The sequence below is a fragment of the Candidatus Synchoanobacter obligatus genome (assembly GCF_024259865.1).
Lineage (GTDB): Bacteria > Pseudomonadota > Gammaproteobacteria > Comchoanobacterales > Comchoanobacteraceae > Synchoanobacter > Synchoanobacter obligatus.
Genome location: NZ_JAKUDN010000001.1, coordinates 160,713 through 180,191 on the forward strand (window position 1 = coordinate 160,713; position 19,479 = coordinate 180,191).

At 40.2% G+C, this 19,479-nt stretch carries 16 protein-coding genes, 1 tRNA gene and 1 pseudogene; 6 read left to right on the forward strand and 12 right to left on the reverse strand.

Annotated elements, in window-relative coordinates; translation table 11 throughout:
• Positions 1 to 68: 68 nt before the first annotated feature.
• Positions 69 to 2,042, reverse strand: coding sequence for a Rossmann-like fold-containing protein (locus tag MKS91_RS00755; RefSeq protein WP_258568938.1), 1,974 nt, complete (start codon positions 2,040 to 2,042; stop codon positions 69 to 71).
• A gap of 98 nt (positions 2,043 to 2,140) precedes the next feature.
• A complete protein-coding gene (locus MKS91_RS00760) occupies positions 2,141 to 3,229 on the reverse strand; it encodes a hypothetical protein (RefSeq protein WP_258568939.1) in 1,089 nt (362 codons plus the stop codon).
• A 330-nt stretch (positions 3,230 to 3,559) separates the two neighbouring features.
• On the opposite strand from MKS91_RS00760, the pseudogene MKS91_RS00765 reads away from it, so the two are divergent.
• Positions 3,560 to 4,351: pseudogene (locus tag MKS91_RS00765) on the forward strand (NAD(P)-dependent oxidoreductase); the annotation flags it as partial.
• 564 nt (positions 4,352 to 4,915) lie between these two features.
• Here the strand turns inward: MKS91_RS00765 and MKS91_RS00770 are convergent.
• The 6 genes from MKS91_RS00770 to MKS91_RS05290 form a co-directional block, all read right to left on the reverse strand.
• On the reverse strand, positions 4,916 to 6,115 hold the full coding sequence (locus MKS91_RS00770; protein WP_258568940.1) for a type II toxin-antitoxin system HipA family toxin: 1,200 nt from the start codon (positions 6,113 to 6,115) through the stop codon (positions 4,916 to 4,918).
• On the reverse strand, positions 6,112 to 6,384 hold the full coding sequence (locus MKS91_RS00775; protein WP_258568941.1) for a helix-turn-helix domain-containing protein: 273 nt from the start codon (positions 6,382 to 6,384) through the stop codon (positions 6,112 to 6,114). Before MKS91_RS00775 ends, MKS91_RS00770 begins: the two co-directional genes overlap by 4 nt.
• Positions 6,385 to 6,573: 189 nt before the next feature.
• On the reverse strand, positions 6,574 to 6,852 hold the full coding sequence (locus tag MKS91_RS00780) for a TfoX/Sxy family DNA transformation protein (protein WP_258568942.1): 279 nt from the start codon (positions 6,850 to 6,852) through the stop codon (positions 6,574 to 6,576).
• 25 nt (positions 6,853 to 6,877) lie between these two features.
• Positions 6,878 to 7,861, reverse strand: a complete 984-nt coding sequence (locus MKS91_RS00785; protein ID WP_258568943.1) for a phosphotransferase family protein — start codon at positions 7,859 to 7,861, stop codon at positions 6,878 to 6,880.
• A gap of 68 nt (positions 7,862 to 7,929) precedes the next feature.
• Positions 7,930 to 8,367 carry an FAD-dependent monooxygenase gene (locus MKS91_RS05285; protein ID WP_336604799.1) on the reverse strand — a complete coding sequence of 146 codons (438 nt, stop codon included), beginning with the start codon at positions 8,365 to 8,367 and terminating at the stop codon, positions 7,930 to 7,932.
• A gap of 3 nt (positions 8,368 to 8,370) precedes the next feature.
• On the reverse strand, positions 8,371 to 9,075 hold the full coding sequence (locus tag MKS91_RS05290; protein WP_336604800.1) for an FAD-dependent monooxygenase: 705 nt from the start codon (positions 9,073 to 9,075) through the stop codon (positions 8,371 to 8,373).
• Positions 9,076 to 9,590: 515 nt separating this feature from the next.
• Here MKS91_RS05290 and MKS91_RS00795 point away from each other — a divergent pair.
• Entirely contained in the window at positions 9,591 to 11,036 is a 1,446-nt protein-coding gene (locus tag MKS91_RS00795; protein ID WP_258568944.1) for an AAA family ATPase, read from the forward strand.
• A 145-nt stretch (positions 11,037 to 11,181) separates the two neighbouring features.
• Here the strand turns inward: MKS91_RS00795 and MKS91_RS00800 are convergent.
• Both MKS91_RS00800 and MKS91_RS00805 read right to left on the reverse strand, forming a co-directional pair.
• Positions 11,182 to 11,271 (reverse strand) — tRNA-Ser (locus MKS91_RS00800).
• Positions 11,272 to 11,314: 43 nt separating this feature from the next.
• Entirely contained in the window at positions 11,315 to 12,058 is a 744-nt protein-coding gene (locus MKS91_RS00805; RefSeq protein WP_258568945.1) for a hypothetical protein, read from the reverse strand.
• A 366-nt stretch (positions 12,059 to 12,424) separates the two neighbouring features.
• Here MKS91_RS00805 and MKS91_RS00810 point away from each other — a divergent pair, with 366 nt between their 5' ends.
• Complete coding sequence (locus tag MKS91_RS00810; protein WP_258568946.1) at positions 12,425 to 13,951, forward strand: hypothetical protein; 1,527 nt, start codon at positions 12,425 to 12,427, stop codon at positions 13,949 to 13,951.
• A gap of 69 nt (positions 13,952 to 14,020) precedes the next feature.
• Here MKS91_RS00810 and MKS91_RS00815 read toward each other — a convergent pair whose 3' ends face one another.
• A complete protein-coding gene (locus tag MKS91_RS00815) occupies positions 14,021 to 15,223 on the reverse strand; it encodes a GTP-binding protein (RefSeq protein ID WP_258568947.1) in 1,203 nt (400 codons plus the stop codon).
• 161 nt (positions 15,224 to 15,384) lie between these two features.
• Between MKS91_RS00815 and MKS91_RS00820 the strand changes: the two genes are divergently transcribed.
• The 3 genes from MKS91_RS00820 to MKS91_RS00830 all read left to right on the forward strand — a co-directional run bounded on the left by MKS91_RS00820 (position 15,385) and on the right by MKS91_RS00830 (position 18,720).
• Positions 15,385 to 16,749 (forward strand): glycine--tRNA ligase, encoded by a 1,365-nt coding sequence (locus MKS91_RS00820; protein WP_258568948.1) that lies wholly within the window; start codon positions 15,385 to 15,387, stop codon positions 16,747 to 16,749.
• Between the two features lie 12 nt (positions 16,750 to 16,761).
• The gene (locus MKS91_RS00825; protein ID WP_258568949.1) at positions 16,762 to 17,637 is read left to right on the forward strand and encodes a hypothetical protein; all 876 of its coding nucleotides are present in this window, start codon (positions 16,762 to 16,764) and stop codon (positions 17,635 to 17,637) included.
• 81 nt (positions 17,638 to 17,718) lie between these two features.
• Positions 17,719 to 18,720: a hypothetical protein gene (locus MKS91_RS00830; protein ID WP_258568950.1), complete on the forward strand. Its 1,002-nt coding sequence runs from the start codon at positions 17,719 to 17,721 to the stop codon at positions 18,718 to 18,720.
• Here the strand turns inward: MKS91_RS00830 and MKS91_RS00835 are convergent.
• Entirely contained in the window at positions 18,710 to 19,429 is a 720-nt protein-coding gene (locus MKS91_RS00835; protein WP_258568951.1) for an SDR family NAD(P)-dependent oxidoreductase, read from the reverse strand. The two genes, MKS91_RS00830 and MKS91_RS00835, sit on opposite strands and share 11 nt — an antisense overlap.
• Between the last annotated feature and the right edge of the window lie 50 nt (positions 19,430 to 19,479).

Sequence of the window (19,479 nt, forward strand, 5' to 3'; positions counted from 1 at the left end):
ATAATGGTAACGCATATCTACTGGTAGATCAATCGAAAACTCAATGTCCCTTAATGCCAAATAAATGCTTATACCTTAACTTTCGCCAATGCGTCTTCTAATGCTTCCGTTGTTTTCATCTCTTCTGGCACGACTATTGCCTTTTCTCTCAATATTGAACTGGCTGAGACTTTCCACTTAAGACCCTTTGTTTCAATGGCATTAACGACCGAGCTTAATGCTTGTATCGAGTCTTGACTATCTACTGTTGAAGCCAATGATTCCAGTGCGCTTAAAATGTGGCTCCCACACCACCCTTCTGCGCGCTTTAAACGTGATATAAAATACTCTGCATGCTTCGCTTGAAAGGCATCCCCTAGGCATGATAAGGCGGCAATACCACCATCCACGTCCCAAAAATCAGATATTTTGGATGCTGTGACTCTTAGTAAATGCCTGGATAATTCAAGTTTAGAACATATCTTATGTTTTATTAAGACCGTTACTACGCGAAGAACCTGCGCTTTATCTTGTAATGAACGCTGAATCAAAGCATCTTGCTGTGCTGCTGATAGTTTCACATAATGCTGCTCAAGTCCCCATACAAAAGAATTTGTTCTATCATCCAATATCGTCTCAAAGATCTTTCGGCTATGGGGCTTATCAATTTTTATAGCACGTATAGACATCTCACCAATAGACAATGCTATTGCCATCAGCAAACATTGCTTTAGCTTTTCTGTGTGCTTCCCCCCTGCACTTACAATATCCGCAATGGTTGTTGCTTCTATCGCAACCTCATGATGCAAGAGATTTGATAAAAATTTGATAAATACACGTTCTTTATGATCCTCATCCAAGTGGTTATTGAAAGCCACGATAACATCATCCTTATACGATGAGTCCGTCTCATACAAAGCCAACAAGATACCATACATAGCAAGCAATGAGCCTTGGTAACGAGTGGTGATCGATTTAGACAGCAAAACCAATAGATCTTTTGCTCCCTTTCCTCGCCATGATGCATCTTTATAAACACGACTGATGACAAATTTGGCATGCTTATCACAAAATTGATCTCCGAGCAGTGATAAAGCTTCCATACCGCCATCAATATCCCAATACCATGACACTTGGTCTAATATATCAGACAAAAGCTCTGAAGCTTCCGAGCGCTGCCCCTCATCAATTAGACTTTTCACCTTAGTGAGAACTGTACGCTTGTCTAATAATCCTTTTTTAACCCATTTAACATCTAAAGGCATCGCTTCATCACAAGATGATTCATCCATGATAGGAAGGTTTTCTAGAACTGAATAATGAACGACCTCCCCTAGTCGTGCGTCGCTAATAGTCATCTCTAAGGGATTGGCCTTGGCATACTCAGAGATACTCATGGGACCTTCTACCTTCTTTGAAAAAACATATTCAACCCCTACAAAAACAGCAGGAGCACTTTCCCCTGTTTTGTTATGCTGATACTCTGGATAACGTGTTTTATTAAAACGACGCTTCTCTTTCAAAGAATAACCAGCCATTAAAGACCCTTGCCCCAAACCATAAACACGACCTTCAAAAAATTGAGTGGTTCTTGTAGAGGCTCTTTGAGGAATGACCACATGAATCTGGTCTCCTGGGTATTGAAGTGCTGCTGCTGATTGAAAAAATGCCCTCATTAATTCTGAATTAGCAGAACTTTTACTCCAATCTTGCCGGATGTAAGGAAAGTTGAATTGAATGCGAGGATAACGTTTTCCTGCAATACCTGGGGTGATATGCAAAAATTTTGCATCCACTCCCCCTGCTACTTTGACGCCAATCTTTTTTAGAGTCTGAAGATTATTTTGTAGATTAGGTCTAATAATAGATTCTACTCCTTCTATATCTGTTGCAACAATATTGGCATAATCCTCAGGCATGCGAGGGTGCTTCTTAGCCCATGCTACTGTATAATGGAAATCCCCCTCTCCAACATGAAGTCTTTTTCTTTTTGGGTTCTCAACACTGTTTTCCTCTAACGGCCCTACCGCCCTCCTTTTGCGACCAGATAACTGTAATCTCATAAACAATGACTCCGAAACACTATCTAAACTATCATACTCAGAGAGATTGATAAAATCTAGTCTAACACGCTTTAAAAAAGGTCCTAGCCCCTTTCTTGCTAAGGATGCCTGCCCTTTGATGGATCCTCTGACTCAGGAGTCTCTTTCGCAGCTCCACCACCTTCTGTAGCAGCACCCGCGCCTGATCTTACTGGTAGCCAGGATGCGACATAACTTAGTGCTCCGGCAATATATCCCTCTCCCAAGGATGGTGACTTAACCTCAGGTTGATTTAATGCCTCTATTTCTGCTCTATGTTGCGCGCGTAATTCACCATTTTTTTCAAAATCAGCAAATGAGTGATATGATACATCAGTTCCAATCAGCATCACCGATGGTTCTGAAACCAACTCTATCTCAGATAAGCTTACCGACGCATCTGTAATCACAACTGTAGATTTACATGCCAATGGCAAAGCCTGACTTTGTATTTCACCATCCACTTCACAATCTCGGTAATATGTCTCATCCCCTTTGGCAATATGTTGAAAGATAACTGCTGGATCTTCTGTAGCAATCTGATCCTGCATCAATCCAACACCATTCCCTGATGGAATACATAAACACTTTGGAGACATTGGATCCTCCGCTATAGGCTTAAAGTCATAACACTCAACAATCACGCCTTTTTCCGCTATATCACGAAGATCTACTTTAAAGCAGCTCATCACATTTAATGTGGCACAATATGGCTGGATGCCGCCTTCAACAGGAAGCCCTAATGTGACCACATTAGCAAGCGTTAGATTCACATTTGGACAACACGTTAAATCCAATGACATCCCTTCTCGCTCTTTGGTATTATAGGCAGCATTAAATTGGTCAATAATGGATTTCTTATGCTCAAGGTCCATATCTTGAGCCTGAATAACCGCTGGGATAAAGGACACCAAACCGCTTTCAATATCTTTCTTTAATGCAGCATCAGCCCATAAAGCCTGTGTACTATCCAAAGTCACCAAACAATCTTTTCCATCATCATCTTTATAAGCGACCACCATAGATCGCCACCTACGATCGTGATTTTCCTTTGTGGACGAAAAATCTTCCAAATCGTAACCACCTAAAGTATCAGGATTAGTCACTGAAATGCGATTTGATCTCACTTCCTCCCAATCGTTTTCTACTTTACCTGCATCGTGTGCCATGTTTTTCTCCTAATGATATCGTTATATGTTTTAGCGCATTATTAGCAGATGTCAGAATTAATGTACATTAAAAACAGCCACTATAACCAGATAGTATGGCAATGCCAGATCAACAGCCATGACTACAAATAGACACTTTAGATTGTAATGCACCACAATAAAAAGCATTATAAGCTATATTAGATGCATAAAGGATCCTGAGACGAAATTACAGCATCAACTAAGCCACCATTAGAAAACATTAAGTTTTTATTGATTCATAAACGGAACATGTCATATGAACGTAAACATAACCATTATCGGCTTAGGTAAAATGGGGAGCGCACTAAGCATACAATGGATGCTTTTAAAACAAAGGGTATTACCTGCGCTCAGTCAATTGAAGAAGCCGTCAAAAATGCTGACCTAGTTATTTCATGCTTATTTGATGATACTTCACTGCTAGATATGATTATTGGTGAATATGGCGTCTTACACTGTCTTCCAGAGCATACTTGTTATATTAGCACTGAAACCATTCTGCCAAAAACGGTTCTACATATTTGGAAAAGCTTCAAAGAGAATCAAAAACAATATTTACCAGCAGCAATTTTAGGTGGACCCAATGAAGTTTCTTCGGGGAAAGCAACCCTTTTTACTTCAGGTAATTCTAACGCTAACCAAAAGTTTGAGCACATCTTCAAATTATTCACTGAACAAATATTCTATATGGGTGATCAGCCTGATTGGGCTATGGTCATGAAAATTGCAATGAACTATACCTATACTGCAAACCTAGAGTTATTTTCCAAGCTTTATGTCTTTGCTGAAAAGCATGGCATACCTGCAGAGTATATCCAAAAAACACTATATACTGTTTTCCCATTACCTGGATATAGAGAATGTATTAATAAAATACATCACCGTAACTATTCACCCGTAAATTTTGCTGTAACAGGAGGTAATAAAGACCTTCAAGTTTTCCAGCAAGCATTTCATGATGTTGGTGCAGTTCCCAGAATTGGCCAGCTATTGGGTGAACGATTTGCCTCTGCAGCAAAATCCAATCTAGCAGATCAAGACTGGACTGCAATCAATGAAGTCATTCGGAAAGAGTCAGGGTTAGATAATCACCATGAATAATTAGATGGGGTATTTGAAGACATACGATTACTTACCTTTGTCTTTAAAAATAATCACTAGTTTCGACATGACCAGACACACCACCATATGAAATAGTACTGGGATAACAGCTACTTTATCTTGAACTTCAGATATAACATCTACGCCTAATTCACGAGGTTTAAACTTAAACTCACAGACAAATAGGTTCTTAGTTGTTGTTTGAATTAAGAAATCAATCTGGCATCCAGCCTTAGTCGTTGATTTAGATTGTCTATATGGACCACTTGCAGTAATATCCGTCGGATTGATACCTATGCTTGCTAATAACGTATTTCTATTTTATAAATAGCAGTTGTTCTAGCTGCAGGCCATAGTGCGCTTCAAATCCAGGTAAGCTTGATATAGCAGCATTCTCGATTTCATTTAAATCTATTTTGCTGCGCTGAGGTTCTATAAGCTTTAAGTAAAAACACATATAGGGATCCGAGATCCTATATAGACTCTGTTTAAGTAGCTTATGGCTTATAAATGACCAAAGACTCTGTTTTGATAGATAACCTGTAGTAATTAGATGAGTGGCGCTTAAAAATTATCCTTGATTATTTTTGCTATAGCAGAATCTATCAATTTACTACTTGCCGCACTAACGCCAGCATCTTTTGCAAAATGAGACCATTTAGATACAGATGTTTTGACTTCATCAACAATTTGAAGCGCATCAGATTTTTTTATATTACTGATTTTAGCCAGCTCTAATAGCTGCTTGATACCAGGGTTTCTACCTTCACCCATGACCATTGAGCAATGCTCGCCATTTGGCCCTGAAGAGAACGTTAAATCATAACTAGGAGAAACCCGCCAAACTCCCTTTGGATCCATGAGAAAGGAGAAGTTTTTAGAGTGATCATCCCTGTTATGACTCAAGATATTAAACACGCAACTCCTATATTGTTTCTCGCATTCCTTCATGTCTTTCGTTAAATGCATCGTTGCCTTCATGATCATTTCGTAATCAAGACTTGGCGTTCGGTGATCAGCATGCAGAATCCCACTTATCGTATGCATATGGACTCTTGAATTATCTGTTTTATCAAACCGCCTACTTCCAAAAAAACCAAGACCTCGACGTGCTGGAAACAATTTGGCTTTGGGTAGATCAAGACCTGCATCCCCTGCCATAAGATAATAAGCATATTCAATGGCTCCAATATCTTTTGGATCTAAGTGAGACGGGAATTTAATCAGCCAATGCTCGTCATCAAGATGCATTAAAACTTTTGGCCGCGCGCCGGCTGAAGAGCCGCCGAGATTCAGCAAGTCTTCAACATATTTATCATCGTCACTTTCCTGAAATTCAGCTATTTCTTCAGCGATTTCATCTAAAGATTCATGCGGAACATTTAGTGCACGCTCTGCCTCTGGTTCGTAAATTAAAGCCCCCATACCATGAGCGCCTACAACGCAAAGCCTATCAAGCACAGAGAGGCTACCAGGATTAATGTTGTGCTTGATGAGCGTACGATCTAGTAGTAATCGACCCCAACCATCCGGAAGAGAGTCATTAAAAACACCAAACAAACCATCAAAAGTCAGATCATCTCCTGCTATAACACCTGATTTAAGGGGTAATTTGAATGGAGATAAATCAAGACCAGTTTCTATAAAACTCGCATCATATTCAAAAAAAATCCTGCGGTTATTCAGCGCCAATCGACCAACAAAAATTTTATCATCCTTAGGTTTGTAGTAAACACGGACAACTTTTACAGGATTAAATTTCATTTTCGGCCTCTTTTTCTAGGATGATCATCTAGAAACTCATCAAGAGATGCTGGCAATTTGTCATCCGTTTGTGCAAAAAGATGTTCAAATGCATCCATCTCACCAAGCGCCAGGGCAATCATGAGCAATGACTCCAATGATATTTGCCCTTTTTGCTCAAACTTCTTTAATGTGCCATAACTCACCCCTGATTTTTCAGACAGAGTTTGTTGACTCAAATTAAGCTTCAAACGCTTCTCTTGAGCTCTTTTAGCAATTTCACTAGCCATCTCAAACGGCGATTTAATCGATACCATAATAACCCTTAAGTCCAATATATACCCATAATGGATATTATAATACCCACTCAAAAATAAGTCAACTCAAGTCTCAATATCGCCCAAAGAGTTTAAATCATGTTAATTAGCATCCTAAACATTATTCATACGTCCTAGTTAGACAACCCTATGAAACCTAATTTATAACCTTGCCGCAAACGCTTTAAGCTCATGCTTTCTCTCCTGTGGTAAGTCCTTCCAAGCACAATCAATAATTGCTCCTTCCAACGCATATAAATAGGCTGGATGATGTATCCCACAAAAGCCACCTGATTCATCTATCTTAATATAAGCTTCCTCTGCCCCTAACTCGATCAGATCCTCTAATCGATAAATTTCTGCATCATACAGTTTTTTTGCCATCGCTGGTCCTATATTTTTTATCTTTTTCAACTGACTAATCGTTTCCTGTCTGTCCATCTACGCACCTAACTAATAACACTATCTATGATAACTGATCATATAACCGAGATAATCGAGCCAATATATCTGACAATCTATTCGGCTGATCAACCGGGTGTGTTCTGTTTAAACAATCTAGCAACGCCAAAGCATTACACACATTAACCGTAATTTCCCAATGGTCGGGAATATTCAAAGATTGTCGCACACCCTCTAAAAAACCCTCAGCATACTCAGCTGGCAGCCTCTCCCGATCGCGTAGCATTGATGCAATGTCCTGCATGGGTGAGCCTGCGTGTGCAAACTCCCAATCTAGTATCCCACTGATCGCCCATTTAGTGTCTTTTTGGATCACTAGAATATTCGCAGGATCAAAATCTCCATGCACCAACCTATCCTCATGTGGCATTGGAAAATAAGCAGATAGTTGTTGAAAAACCGTCTCCCAACTGGAGATCATCGATTGAGATAGCCGTTTTTTAGCCTTTAATGAACTTAACGTCTCATCTGCAAAATTTTGGTAATCCAGTGACTGCACAATATGGTGTTGCGCATCAATGATTCCTGCCTTCCCATATCCCCATTGAGATATAGCACCCAAAGATTTTCCTAAATCATGCATTAATCTTTTAAGATCCAAGACCGGTAAATCTAGTAGTACATCAGACAAACGCTCACCTTGTATATAGTCACATTCCGCCACCTGATAACCATCAACAGACATGATTTGAGATATTTTAGGTACAGGCAATACTCCTGCTACTCGATCCAATACCGCTTTTTCAACTTCTGGGGTGGCTGCATCTCGAGCATAAACTCTTAAGACTTTGATCACCCCAGTCTTTAACTTCACACATATCAATATATTGGCACACCCCTGAGTGGGAAGATAATACGAAAGATACTGGTTAGGATACACCGCTGATACAATACGCTCCACGTCATGATTTTCTAAAGACGAGGCTTTCTTCTCCCAACCCTTCTTAAACCCAGTATGGTTGTCTTTATTATCTGAATGCTGATTCATATCACTGCCCTAAAGATCCTATAACAACCTTACCATGATACAGAGGCTCTTTATAGTCTATAATACCACTACCGGTAATCCGGTAATTCTATCGCATTGGCAGCATGATGAACCTTATCAATAATCTGACTATTACGCGCATCAATCACTTCTTTTTCAATATCGCCTTCTAATAAATATGTTTCTGAGACATATTGACCAATCTCTTGGTTCTTCTGAACAAACGGATGCATTATTTCATCATAACGTTTTAAAGCTGATCGATAATCATCAGATTGTGCCAATTCACCAGCCAATATATAAGCCCCGACAATCGCAAGACTGGTTCCCTGACCAGATAAAGGAGAGGCACAATAGCCTGAGTCCCCCACCAGTACAACCCGATCTTGACTGTAACGATCCATTTTAATTTGAGAAATTGAATCAAAGTAAAAGTCCTTACTTTGTGCCATATAATCCAGTAATTGGTTTGTCTCCCACCCATAGTCTGCAAATGTTGCTTGCAAAAACTATTTTTGTGCTTCAGCATGCCCAATTGAATGCTTATCAGACCGAAACATAAAGCCTACTTGAGCCATATTAGGATCTCTATCACTCACATAATGTATCGATTTATTATGCGCCTCAAATAAAACTTCCTCATGATCTATGTTTAAGACATTGGGTATATTGGCCACACCAATACAGGCCCCTAAATCTACTTTGGTATAATCACTGTCTAAAAATGCCAATCTTCGAGTTTTAGAATGCAAGCCATCTGCCCCAATCACCAAGTCATAACATTCAATAGAACCATCTGCAAATGTAACCACAACACCATCTTGCTGTTGGTCTAATTCTACAATGGATTGTGCAAAGTGACACGGCACATCAGGGATAAGATCCATAAAGATTTGTACCAAATCTCCTCGACTCATTTCAACATCCTCACCCAAACGAAAACCTGCAGTCTCTGGCTCATCCTCTCTTAGCGTATAACCCAAAGCATCCACATGCCGACTCCGCTGTATACTGGTACGTTGCGCAGCAATGGCCTCTAAAACCCCCATCTTCTTGACAACTTCAATTGCAATACCAAGAATATCAACAGCATAGCCCCCTTTTCTAATCTGATCATTCTTTTCAATTAATGTGGGTTTAAATCCTATTTTTTTCAACCAATAACAGACAACAGGGCCAGCGATACTCGCACCAACCACCAATATTTTATTCATCTACATGTACCATTAAAGAATCTATATGACACTGTTCAAAGGCAAAAATCTGCCCCTAAATTAATTTGAGCAACTAAGTTTTTGAGTTCAGCATGTCCTTAAAGTTAGGATATTTGTAACTTTAGGGACATGGAGACCACAATCCACTATATGCCTATCTTGCCCTCTAGGTTACGAATATTGAAACCTAAAGGACATACCATGTCCTATTAGTGACGATATTTGCCACTTTTAGGGCACAGGATACAGCGCCACTATTATCGATTATGGTAATTTTCGATAACAATAAGAATCAAACCTCTAAAGGTGGTGATAAGGATCGGTGTTATTATCGATTTTAAGCCTTTTCGATAATAAGCTTTGCATATCCTTAGAATCACGGTTTCCGTGATATTAGCGTCATGGTGAGCGAAATCATGCAATCTCATTTTAATACAAAATGCGTTTTGAGCAATTTAACTTGACTTAAGGTAGGTCTCATTATATCATAACTAGTGAATAAAGCATAAGAGGTTATGATGGCAACACAGGTATTTATTGGTCGAAAAAATGAGTTAGATCGCTTAAAGGCTCTTCATAAGAAAAAAACACCTAACTTAGTTGTCGTTAAAGGCAGACGAAGAGTCGGCAAAAGTCGGTTAATTAATTTCTTTGCAACTTCATGTCCAGAAAATAGACTCTGGGATTTTGCTGGACTTGCACCACAAGCAGGTATGAATGATCAAAGCCAGCGCGATCATTTTGCGCGCCAGCTTGCAACCCATCTAAAGCTGCCACCTTTTACATTCCAGGATTGGACTGATGCTTTTGAACATCTTCGTCGCCATATTAAACCGGGCGATATTATCTTATTTGATGAAATCTCATGGATGGGCTCTAAAGACCCTAGTTTTATTCCTAAGCTAAAAGCTTGGTGGGATAAACAGCAACTCCCTATTATGGTTGTTTTTTGCGGTTCGGTGTCAACATGGATAGAAGAAAATATCCTAAAAAGCACCGCATTTTTTGGTCGGATTAACCTTACTATTACTTTAGAGCCACTCCCAATATGTGATGCAAATAAACTACTTCGCACCTCAGGTTTTAAAGGATCTGATTACGACACATACAAATTACTCAGTATTTTAGGCGGTATTCCCTGGTACTTGGAACAAATTACGCCTGGCCAGACAGCTGATGATTTAATCAAGCAATTGTGCTTTGAAAAAGATAGCTTACTTGTTCTAGAATTCGATCGTATTTTCCACGATTTATTTAATGGTAAAGGCGCTTCTTATAAAAAAATTCTTGATAGCCTAAAAGATGGTATGAAAACATTAGCTGATGTACGCAAAATCACAGGATTCCCTCATAGCGGTACTTTAAGCAGTTTTATGGAACATTTAATTATTGCAGGCTTCGTATCAAAACAAAATCTTTGGTCATTTAAAACCAATAAGCCACTCAAACAGAGTCTATATCGCATATCTGATCCCTACATGCGCTTCTATTTAAAGCTTATAGAGCCTCAGCGAAACAAAATCGATTTAAATGGTTTTCAAAATACGGCTATATCAAGTTTACCTGGGTTTGAGGCGCATATTGGCTTGCAGCTAGAACAACTGCTTTTACAAAATAGAAATGTGCTACTGGCAAGCATAGGCATTAATCCAGCTGATATTATTGCGAGTGGTCCCTTTAGGCAGTCTAAATCAACAACCAAAGCCGGTTGCCAAATTGATTTCTTAATTCAAACGACAACTAAGAATTTATTTGTCTGTGAGTTCAAATTTAAACGCCGGGAATTAGGAGCAAATGTTATATCTGAAGTCCAAGATAAAGTAACAGCATTAAAAGCACCAAGAGGATTTGCTGTGATTCCAGTGTTATTTCACATTGGCGGCGTATCTAGCAATGTCGCTACCAGTGATTATTTTTATAGAATTATAGATACCTCTGATTTTTTGAAAACGGAGGATTAATGACAAATTTATCGGCACGTTATAAGCATAATATTTGTCTGGATTATTTTCACTTTGTATAGAATATACCTAATACATTAAACAGCCCGTCTTCGTTTTACTACGACGTGGCATCACGCCATAGCGCGTTCCGCGCGACGGCGGATGGCGGAGAGAGAGGGATTCGAACCCTCGGTACGCATAAACGCACACACGCTTTCCAGGCGTGCCCCTTCGACCGCTCGGGCACCTCTCCAAAGTGTGTTAGTTTATGATAATAAACAGGGAAATGTCAATTATTATTTAGGCCCCATATTCCTTTGATTCGCACGAAGTCTACCGGGCTTCCTCTGAACCATACTACGCTTGGCCATCTCCGCATCAGTTTTAGCTTGAGCTATGGCTGCATAACCACCACTAATGCCTTTATTCTCACTTATAGCCTTTTTCATAAATATCCCAGCTTCCGTCAATTGATTGCTCATATTTACCTTGCCGTCGCCTACTTTTTGCTGTCCTGGCGCTTGGGAGGCATTGTTATTCTCAATAACCGCATATAGAGCATCCGCACCTGAATTGTTATTCATAGTTTCAAGAGCCACATAGTCAGACTCAGTATCTCCAGATGAAGCAGCTGGATTTGCATAATGAGATTCATTCTCGATTGTATTAGCGCTAGATTCATTGTCACTATAGGCTGGCTCATACCTTGGATTTTCGTATGCATCTGCACGTGTATCAGTATCTTGACCTTGTGGAAGCGGAGGCGGTTCTTTATAACCCTTGTATCCTAAATAGCCAGCTAACATTGCAAATACCCCAACTCCTGTTGCTCCTGCGGCCACTGCTCCAGAACTCGCTGCTGCTGCGGCGGCACCTCCCGCAACAGGTGCTGCTGCCGCCACTGCTCCAGAACTCGCTGCTGCTGCGGCGGCACCTCCCGCAACAGGTGCTGCTGCCGCCCCTGCTGTAACACCAATGAATACAACTACAGCAATTAATGATATCACGCAAAGTAAATAATATTGGTTTTTCTTAGTCATATGCTATCTCCAAATAGTTGTTCATAGTGTTATAGCCGTTTTTATATTTTTGGCAGTTTTTTTTCACTTTTGTCTAAATAGGTCTACCTTTGTAAAAAACAGTATCTTATTTATGGCTCTATGCAGTGATTAGACGATGATTGATATTTCTTACGCTTTTGAGAAAGTGATATATTAGCTATATATGGTCACACGGTGTCCTTTTAAAATTAGGCTCAGCTTCCACCATAATCATCCTATCAGTGATCATAATGCCAAAATTCCAACGATCACACTATTGATTAGCGTCCCTAGTAATGATACAATACATGGTATTAATAAATAATAAAAAAACACGAATATTAATATAACAATAAGAGAAAAAGTATGCGCAGGAATTCAATCATTAGAAAGATCATCGAACAGCCGACCCATAATGAAGATGAGCTAAAAATTTTAACCATTGCGCTTAATGCCAGTGACGCAGAGGATCTTCAGCTTAAAATAACCTCCTATCGTCAAGAAGACCAGTCTCCCTTAAGCCGATTTAGAGACATTGCGTATGATGCTTTATATACCTCTTGTAAGCTTGAACTATCCTTTTCAAGCTGCCTACAGCAATGGGGTTTAACATCAACTGAATTTAAACGTCTGCAAGAATATATTCGCGGTCACGATATCGCATTAACCCCCAAAGAGCAGGACATTTATGCCAAATACTGTTCTTTAAAAGATGATTTTACAGCCAAAACTGGTTCTCAGTTATTTGTTAGTTGTGATCCTACCGTACAACGAATACATGAATTTGATTTATTTCATCATCTAGAACTGGAAAGAAAGAAGTCGACTCATTTTTTACACTTGTTCCAGCCCGTTTCTTACAATAAACGTGGGTATGTTGTTAATATTGCCTCACGAATCAAAGATCATAATGTTGGCGAGGATCTGCTTACCAATAGAATGAGTATTGATAGCATGGAAGCTTTTCCTTACCAAGGAAAGCTTTATCGGCTAGCGCCAGACAACAGCCAGATGATACCACTCAGCACCCTTGATTACCAATTTAAGCATATGAGCAATGAAGCTGGACTGGTCATCACCAAATCCAATCAATTTTATGTTTTTAACCATATCGATGAAAACATAGCGCCAAGTTTTGGTAAAATTCTGCTTCACAGCATCTTTCAGCCCGGACGGGTTATTTTTGCCGGTAGTATTGTCGTTGAAAAGGGTGTCATGACACAATTAACCAATTATTCTGGGCATTATGAGCCTAAAATCAGTTTCCACACATTAGAAACTCTAGACAAATGTGGCGTATTACACCCAGGTATTGAATTCCATGACTTTGATGGAAAAGATATTCTAGAGTCCATCTGTGTTCAAGTTGCTGAAGATGAATGCCTACGTACGGCACTTGCAAAGAATCCAAGTTTTAAAGCACATATTAACCAACTTTTGGTAAAAGTAACGGGGCATGGTCTTGAACGAAGTAGTCATCTTATGCAAAAGTTCTTTGAGCTTGTAGCAATGGATCTCCCATTTCCAACGCTATACGCTTTTGCGCAATGGGTGGATGAATGGTATCCTTCTCCAGATCTCTGCACTACGTATTGCGATTATCTCAATAAAGCCTTTTCCACAGTACTTCAAAAACTGCAAAGTCAATATGAACATTTAACATTTCATATTCCAACACTGCGCTTATTCAATTCAGAATCCATTTATAAGACCGATGACTTCAAACTCGGCATTCCTCAATTAATAGACACCCTATCTCATGACCCGTCTGTTGATATGGCACTTGTGAAATCATTAGGTCAATTTGCTAAAGAAGCGTTTTCTTTACCTGTTGCCAACGACAGCGATCTTGTTAGAAACCGTGCCATAGAACTACAAAATATCAAACCATAAGACCATCAGCAAGTAGCACAACTAATAGCATATTGGGGGAAAAGCCACTCCCCCAAATGACAAAATTCGTTATTCTTCCATCTCAAACCAAGCCGGGAAAGGATCCTCAAGTGTGACTGGTGATGTTAATGAATAACCTATCAGCAAACATTCATCTAATTGCTGACGAATATCGGCTTCATCCATCTCTGCTTTTAAACCGATAAACACAATCTCTTGCCTACGATCACCATAGTTTTCATCCCAAAATTGTCCCAAGGTTTCATCACTGGCTTCTTCTGGCCATTCGTCTTTAGGCACTGCTGCAAGCCAACGCCCCATACCTTGATAACGCACAAAAGCACCTGCTTGAGAGAGCTCACCCACAAAATCTGGTCGACTGGCAACCCAGAAAAAACCTTTAGAACGAACAACCCCTTGCCACTCTCGATAAAAGAATGCATGTATCTTTGCCGGATCAAAAGGGGCTCTGGCACGGTAGACAAAACTTGTAATACCATATTCTTCTGTTTCAGGGACATGGTCTTGGAAATTGTTGAGTTCTTGAGCCCATAATGGATGCTGCTGTGCTTCTTCAAGATTAAACAATCCGGTATTCATCACGTCACTTAAATCAACCTGTGACTCAGTCGTCTCTATCACCTTTGCCTTAGCATTTAGCCCTCGAATGACCGCCCTTACTGTCTCTAAATCTTCTGGTGACACCAAATCCAGTTTATTTAGAATAATCACATTAGCGCATTCTATTTGTTCTACCAATAGATCCACCAATGCACGATCATCTTCTTCACCCAAACTTTCACCTTGATCTTTTAAAAAGTCAGTAGAACAATAATTTTGAATAAGATTGGCACTGTCCACCACCGTGACCAACGTATCAAGTCTGGCAACATCTGATAGACTGTGCCCATCTTCATCTCTAAAATCAAACGTGGTCGCAACTGGTAATGGTTCAGAGATCCCGGTACTTTCAATCAGCAAATAATCAAAACGTCCTTCTGCGGCCAGTTCTTGTACCTGTAACAAGAGATCCTCTCTTAATGTACAACAAATACACCCGTTACTCATTTCAACCAACTTTTCTTCCGAACGTGACAAGTTAGCCCCACCTTGTGCTACCAAGCCTGCATCAATATTGACTTCACTCATATCATTCACAATCACTGCCACCTTATGGCCTTCCCGATTGTGTAAAATATGGTTCAATAGCGTTGTTTTCCCTGCGCCTAAAAAGCCTGATAGTACCGTCACTGGCAATCTATTGTCTGTCATCTCTATTCACCAAAAATTACTTAAGTGGCTGATTATAATATATCAATTCACAAATGTACAGGCCTTGATTTGCGCCCTACTGGATCTCAGAAAGCGCAATATACTTGCAATGTCAGTGCGTTAAGTCTACACTGAGGCATTAACAGTTATAAGGGGCACCAATGTCTAATCAGTCCATCACGATGGAAGAAATCGTTAGCTTATGTAAAAGAAGAGGATTTATCTTCCAAAGCTATGACTTGTATGGTGGATTACAAGGTCTATATGATTATGGGCCATTAGGATGTGAACTGAAAAAAAACCTAAAAGAGGCCTGGTGGCAGGACATGGTCTATTCTAGGCATGATGTCGAAGGTATTGATGGGAGTATCCTTACCCATAAACAAGCCCTCAAGTATTCCGGACATGAAGATACCTTTACCGATCCGATGGTTGATTGTAAAGATTGTAAATTTAGAATGCGTGCAGATCACATTGATGGCAAATGCACCAACTGCGGCTCAACCAACTTAACAGAAGCCCGTGATTTCAATCTTATGTTCAAAACCCATTATGGACCTGTGGAATCTACTGACAGTACGGCTTATTTAAGACCTGAAACAGCACAAAGCATCTTTACCAACTTTAAAAACGTCCTGGATGCAACCTCTAGAAAGATCCCCTTTGGTATTGCCCAAATCGGTAAAGCCTTCAGAAATGAAATCACGCCTAGAAACTTCATCTTTAGAGTCCGTGAGTTTGAACAGATGGAACTTGAGTTCTTTGTCAAACCTGGTGAAGATGACACTTGGCATGAATACTGGATAAAAGAGCGCCTTAACTGGTGGCAACAACAAGGTATTAATCCTGAGAACCTGGTATTAGAACCTCAGAAAAAAGACGATCTCTCACATTATGCTAAAGCCACAACCGATATCCTCTACCGCTTCCCACATGGATTGGAAGAGCTTGAAGGCGTTGCCAACCGAACGGACTATGATCTAGGCTCCCATACCAAAAATCAAGCTGAGTTAAATATCCAAGCATCTGTTAAGGACAACCCTGACAGTATTAGCAAACTACAAATCCAAACCCCTGGAGAAAAACCTTATATCCCCTTCGTGATTGAGCCCTCAGCTGGTTTGGATCGTGGTGTCCTAGCCCTATTGGTTGATGCTTACTGTAAAGAAACATTGGCCGATGGCAAACAGAGGACTGTCCTTAAACTGAAGCCTTCCTTAGCCCCCATCAAAGTGGCGGTGATCCCCCTTGCCAAAAATAATCCTGAGATTGTGGCCATTGCCAAAGAGATCACAGAATCCCTACAAGCTTTAAAAATAGGCCGTATTCGTTATGAAGATACAGGCAATATTGGTAAAGCCTATCGCCGAAATGATGAAGTCGGTACGCCTTTATGTATCACCGTTGATTTCGAAACCCTTGAGCAAGAACCCAAGACCGTCACTATCCGCCACAGAGATAGCACTGAACAAATCAGAATCGACTACCTAGAGATCACAAGCTACATCCAATCACAGCTAAATTAACCAAGGATCACTATGCCAACTCACCCCACATACGTCCTAAAAGAAGACTATCAGTATAACCCTATTCCACTTGGGGCAATATACTATATTAACATAAACGTTCCAGGGCAAGACAATCAGATTTGTCACCGGATTATCGCCACGCAATCCTCACCAACAGCCATGCTTCACAAGCTTACCGAAGCAGTAGAGGATCAAAACACACAACCGATTTACACCACATCAAGCTACTGGAGGTTGCATTTACAGTATCTCTGGATTTGTATTACATCAGCGCTTGCCTGCATCGTCTCTCGATCATCATATAGCGAACTTCGAGATAATGCCCTTGATGCCAATATCGAATTGGGTCTTGTAATGAAACACAAAGGTCCTCACCATGCACTGTTTCGTGGCTTAACCAGTTTTGCGCACTATGTCTTTAAAAACATCTCTTATGATACGTTAGACTCCTACCGCCATCTTCTCTTGCTCCCAAGCATCATCCTTGCCCCCTTTGTCTATCTGATGAGCACCCTATTTTTAAAAACGCCTGAAGCATATACCCTCAGCCAAGAAGGTTACAAAGGTTTGGTCGAAGCCTCCATCACACGCAGAGCAGTAACCCAAGATCAACATAGAGAACATCTAAGCAACTTAGAAAAACTTCACAATAGACGAAATCACTCCCCTTATCAGATTATGCCAAAGCAACAAATCATTGCTGAAAAAATTGCCTCAACAACCCAGGGCAGTATATTCCTTGTACCTACTGACTATCTTGATGATGGCTATAAAAATGGCCTACTTCGTAGCATCATAAAAGAATCACAAAACAAAGTACAAATTACATACCAAGATAAAAGTAAATATAACCTGTTAACCGAAGTACAATTCGGTAGCTTGTAGCATACAGAAATCCTAACAATATTTCTGTCAAATAAAAAAAGCGCGCTAGAATACCGTCACTTTAAACAAAAAGGTGATGATATGCCATCAAAAAACAATAACAATATATATGACCTCGCTTCGTCTAAAATGACTAAGGAAGAGCAATTGAACAACGAATTCAAAGAATTTCTTTTTGATAATCATAATGACTTTAATAGCTTTGAACTAGATCAGATTACTGAAAGTTATTCGGATATTGATTTTGAGCTGACCTCATTTTCGAAGGGAAGTAACGAGCTAACACTTAAAGTAGACGGCTTAGCGCCCCAAACCTTTGCTCTTGACAAAATTGATGGTAATCACAATGCCGTGCTAGAAAGACTAAAACAAGATTGCATCAAGCATAGTAGGGTATATGATATTGCTGATGCTCCTGCAAATAGTCCACCCCCACTCCCCACGACCCCAAAACCCATAACCACCCTCGATCTGTTAGAATCGAATTATCGACAGAATATGAATTTGAGCACTTTAAACACTAAGCAGAAGGTATTCTGCATAAAGATGAACCAACTGGTTTCAACGATGAGTGTTGATCAGGTAAAAGGAATTCTCTCACAAATTTCCAATGGGGGTGATGAAGTTAGGTATCAAGACAAGATTAAAAAAGCTTTGACGGGGCATTCTCACAACAAACCTCCTCTCCCTGCCAAGGTGCACGGGAAAGCCCTATCGGAGGTTAATAAGGTGAGAAATTCACATAATAATCCTGTTTATGATCAAGATTCTCCAGCCTTGACCGAAAAGGAAGCCTTTGAAGCCATAACAAAATCTTACGTTGAGTTCAAGCAAAGAAATGATTCCACATACAACTTATCAAAATCAAAGGTAGGCATTAGAGCCTGCAAAGACTTAAGTAGTAAATACAAGGACATAACCAGAACAGACTTAATGACCATACTCAAGAAGACAACAGCAGATTTGAAGGACAACGGACAAATAAACTACCTACCAACCGTGGCAAAGCTTCTGAAAGAAAGGGGGGAAATCCTCCGCCCTCCTAAAGTGGATCGGACAACAAAACCTAACCTTAAAAGGTAATATCTTTTCCTTGGTAGTCCATCAACTTCCCTGAGTGATCTTGAGAAAGGTTCATCATATGTTGCCAGAGCTCTGAGGCTGCAGTCTCTGGTGACTTAATATGCGAAGGGTCAGTATGGGTCTGGTACGGTGCAAAGCCTGGACTTGAGACTGTACCTGGATGGTACAATGAGACGCAGCATTCTGTTGTCCGTTTTAACTCTATGGCCAAACTTCTAAATAACATATTTAAACCAGCTTTACTGGCTCGGTAAGCATACCAACCGCCTAGGTGATTGTCTGAGATACTCCCCACTCTAGCAGAGATCGCCAAACACACACTTGGGGTGTGTTTCGGGAATAAAGGTGCCAGTGCTCTGGCCAGCATAATCGGTCCCATAGCATTCACCTGGTATAACCCGGATAACTCTGGTATTGAAACATCACTGATTCTTTTCTCAGGACCTGATTCTCTATGGGTTAAGGCGCCTGTTGCAATGATTAGGATATCTAACTCTGGGATTGATTTGGCTATATCATCTAAGCGATCTGGATTGTCATAATCCAATGGTAGATGAATCACCTTATCACCTGAAACCACTTGGCGAGACAAAGCATATATTTGTGCGACATCTGAGCGTTGTTGACAATATTTAACCAAGGCACCACCAATACCACCATTGGCACCTGCAATTACAATATGTAAGGGCTTTGATCCATCCTTTAACATAACCATTCCTTTTGATCCTAGCCCCATCTTAACTACTTATGATTCAACCC

What these genes read in the sequence shown, in the direction of transcription:
- MKS91_RS00755 (WP_258568938.1), bottom strand. Translation starts at nt 2,042, where the DNA reads ATGAGATTACAGTTATCTGGTCGCAAAAGGAGGGCGGTAGGGCCGTTA.
- MKS91_RS00760 (WP_258568939.1), bottom strand. Translation starts at nt 3,229, where the DNA reads ATGGCACACGATGCAGGTAAAGTAGAAAACGATTGGGAGGAAGTGAGA.
- MKS91_RS00770 (WP_258568940.1), bottom strand. Translation starts at nt 6,115, where the DNA reads ATGAAATTTAATCCTGTAAAAGTTGTCCGTGTTTACTACAAACCTAAG.
- MKS91_RS00775 (WP_258568941.1), bottom strand. Translation starts at nt 6,384, where the DNA reads ATGGCTAGTGAAATTGCTAAAAGAGCTCAAGAGAAGCGTTTGAAGCTT.
- MKS91_RS00780 (WP_258568942.1), bottom strand. Translation starts at nt 6,852, where the DNA reads ATGGACAGACAGGAAACGATTAGTCAGTTGAAAAAGATAAAAAATATA.
- MKS91_RS00785 (WP_258568943.1), bottom strand. Translation starts at nt 7,861, where the DNA reads ATGAATCAGCATTCAGATAATAAAGACAACCATACTGGGTTTAAGAAG.
- MKS91_RS05290 (WP_336604800.1), bottom strand. Translation starts at nt 9,075, where the DNA reads ATGAATAAAATATTGGTGGTTGGTGCGAGTATCGCTGGCCCTGTTGTC.
- MKS91_RS00795 (WP_258568944.1), top strand. Translation starts at nt 9,591, where the DNA reads ATGATGGCAACACAGGTATTTATTGGTCGAAAAAATGAGTTAGATCGC.
- MKS91_RS00805 (WP_258568945.1), bottom strand. Translation starts at nt 12,058, where the DNA reads ATGACTAAGAAAAACCAATATTATTTACTTTGCGTGATATCATTAATT.
- MKS91_RS00810 (WP_258568946.1), top strand. Translation starts at nt 12,425, where the DNA reads ATGCGCAGGAATTCAATCATTAGAAAGATCATCGAACAGCCGACCCAT.
- MKS91_RS00815 (WP_258568947.1), bottom strand. Translation starts at nt 15,223, where the DNA reads ATGACAGACAATAGATTGCCAGTGACGGTACTATCAGGCTTTTTAGGC.
- MKS91_RS00820 (WP_258568948.1), top strand. Translation starts at nt 15,385, where the DNA reads ATGTCTAATCAGTCCATCACGATGGAAGAAATCGTTAGCTTATGTAAA.
- MKS91_RS00825 (WP_258568949.1), top strand. Translation starts at nt 16,762, where the DNA reads ATGCCAACTCACCCCACATACGTCCTAAAAGAAGACTATCAGTATAAC.
- MKS91_RS00830 (WP_258568950.1), top strand. Translation starts at nt 17,719, where the DNA reads ATGCCATCAAAAAACAATAACAATATATATGACCTCGCTTCGTCTAAA.
- MKS91_RS00835 (WP_258568951.1), bottom strand. Translation starts at nt 19,429, where the DNA reads ATGTTAAAGGATGGATCAAAGCCCTTACATATTGTAATTGCAGGTGCC.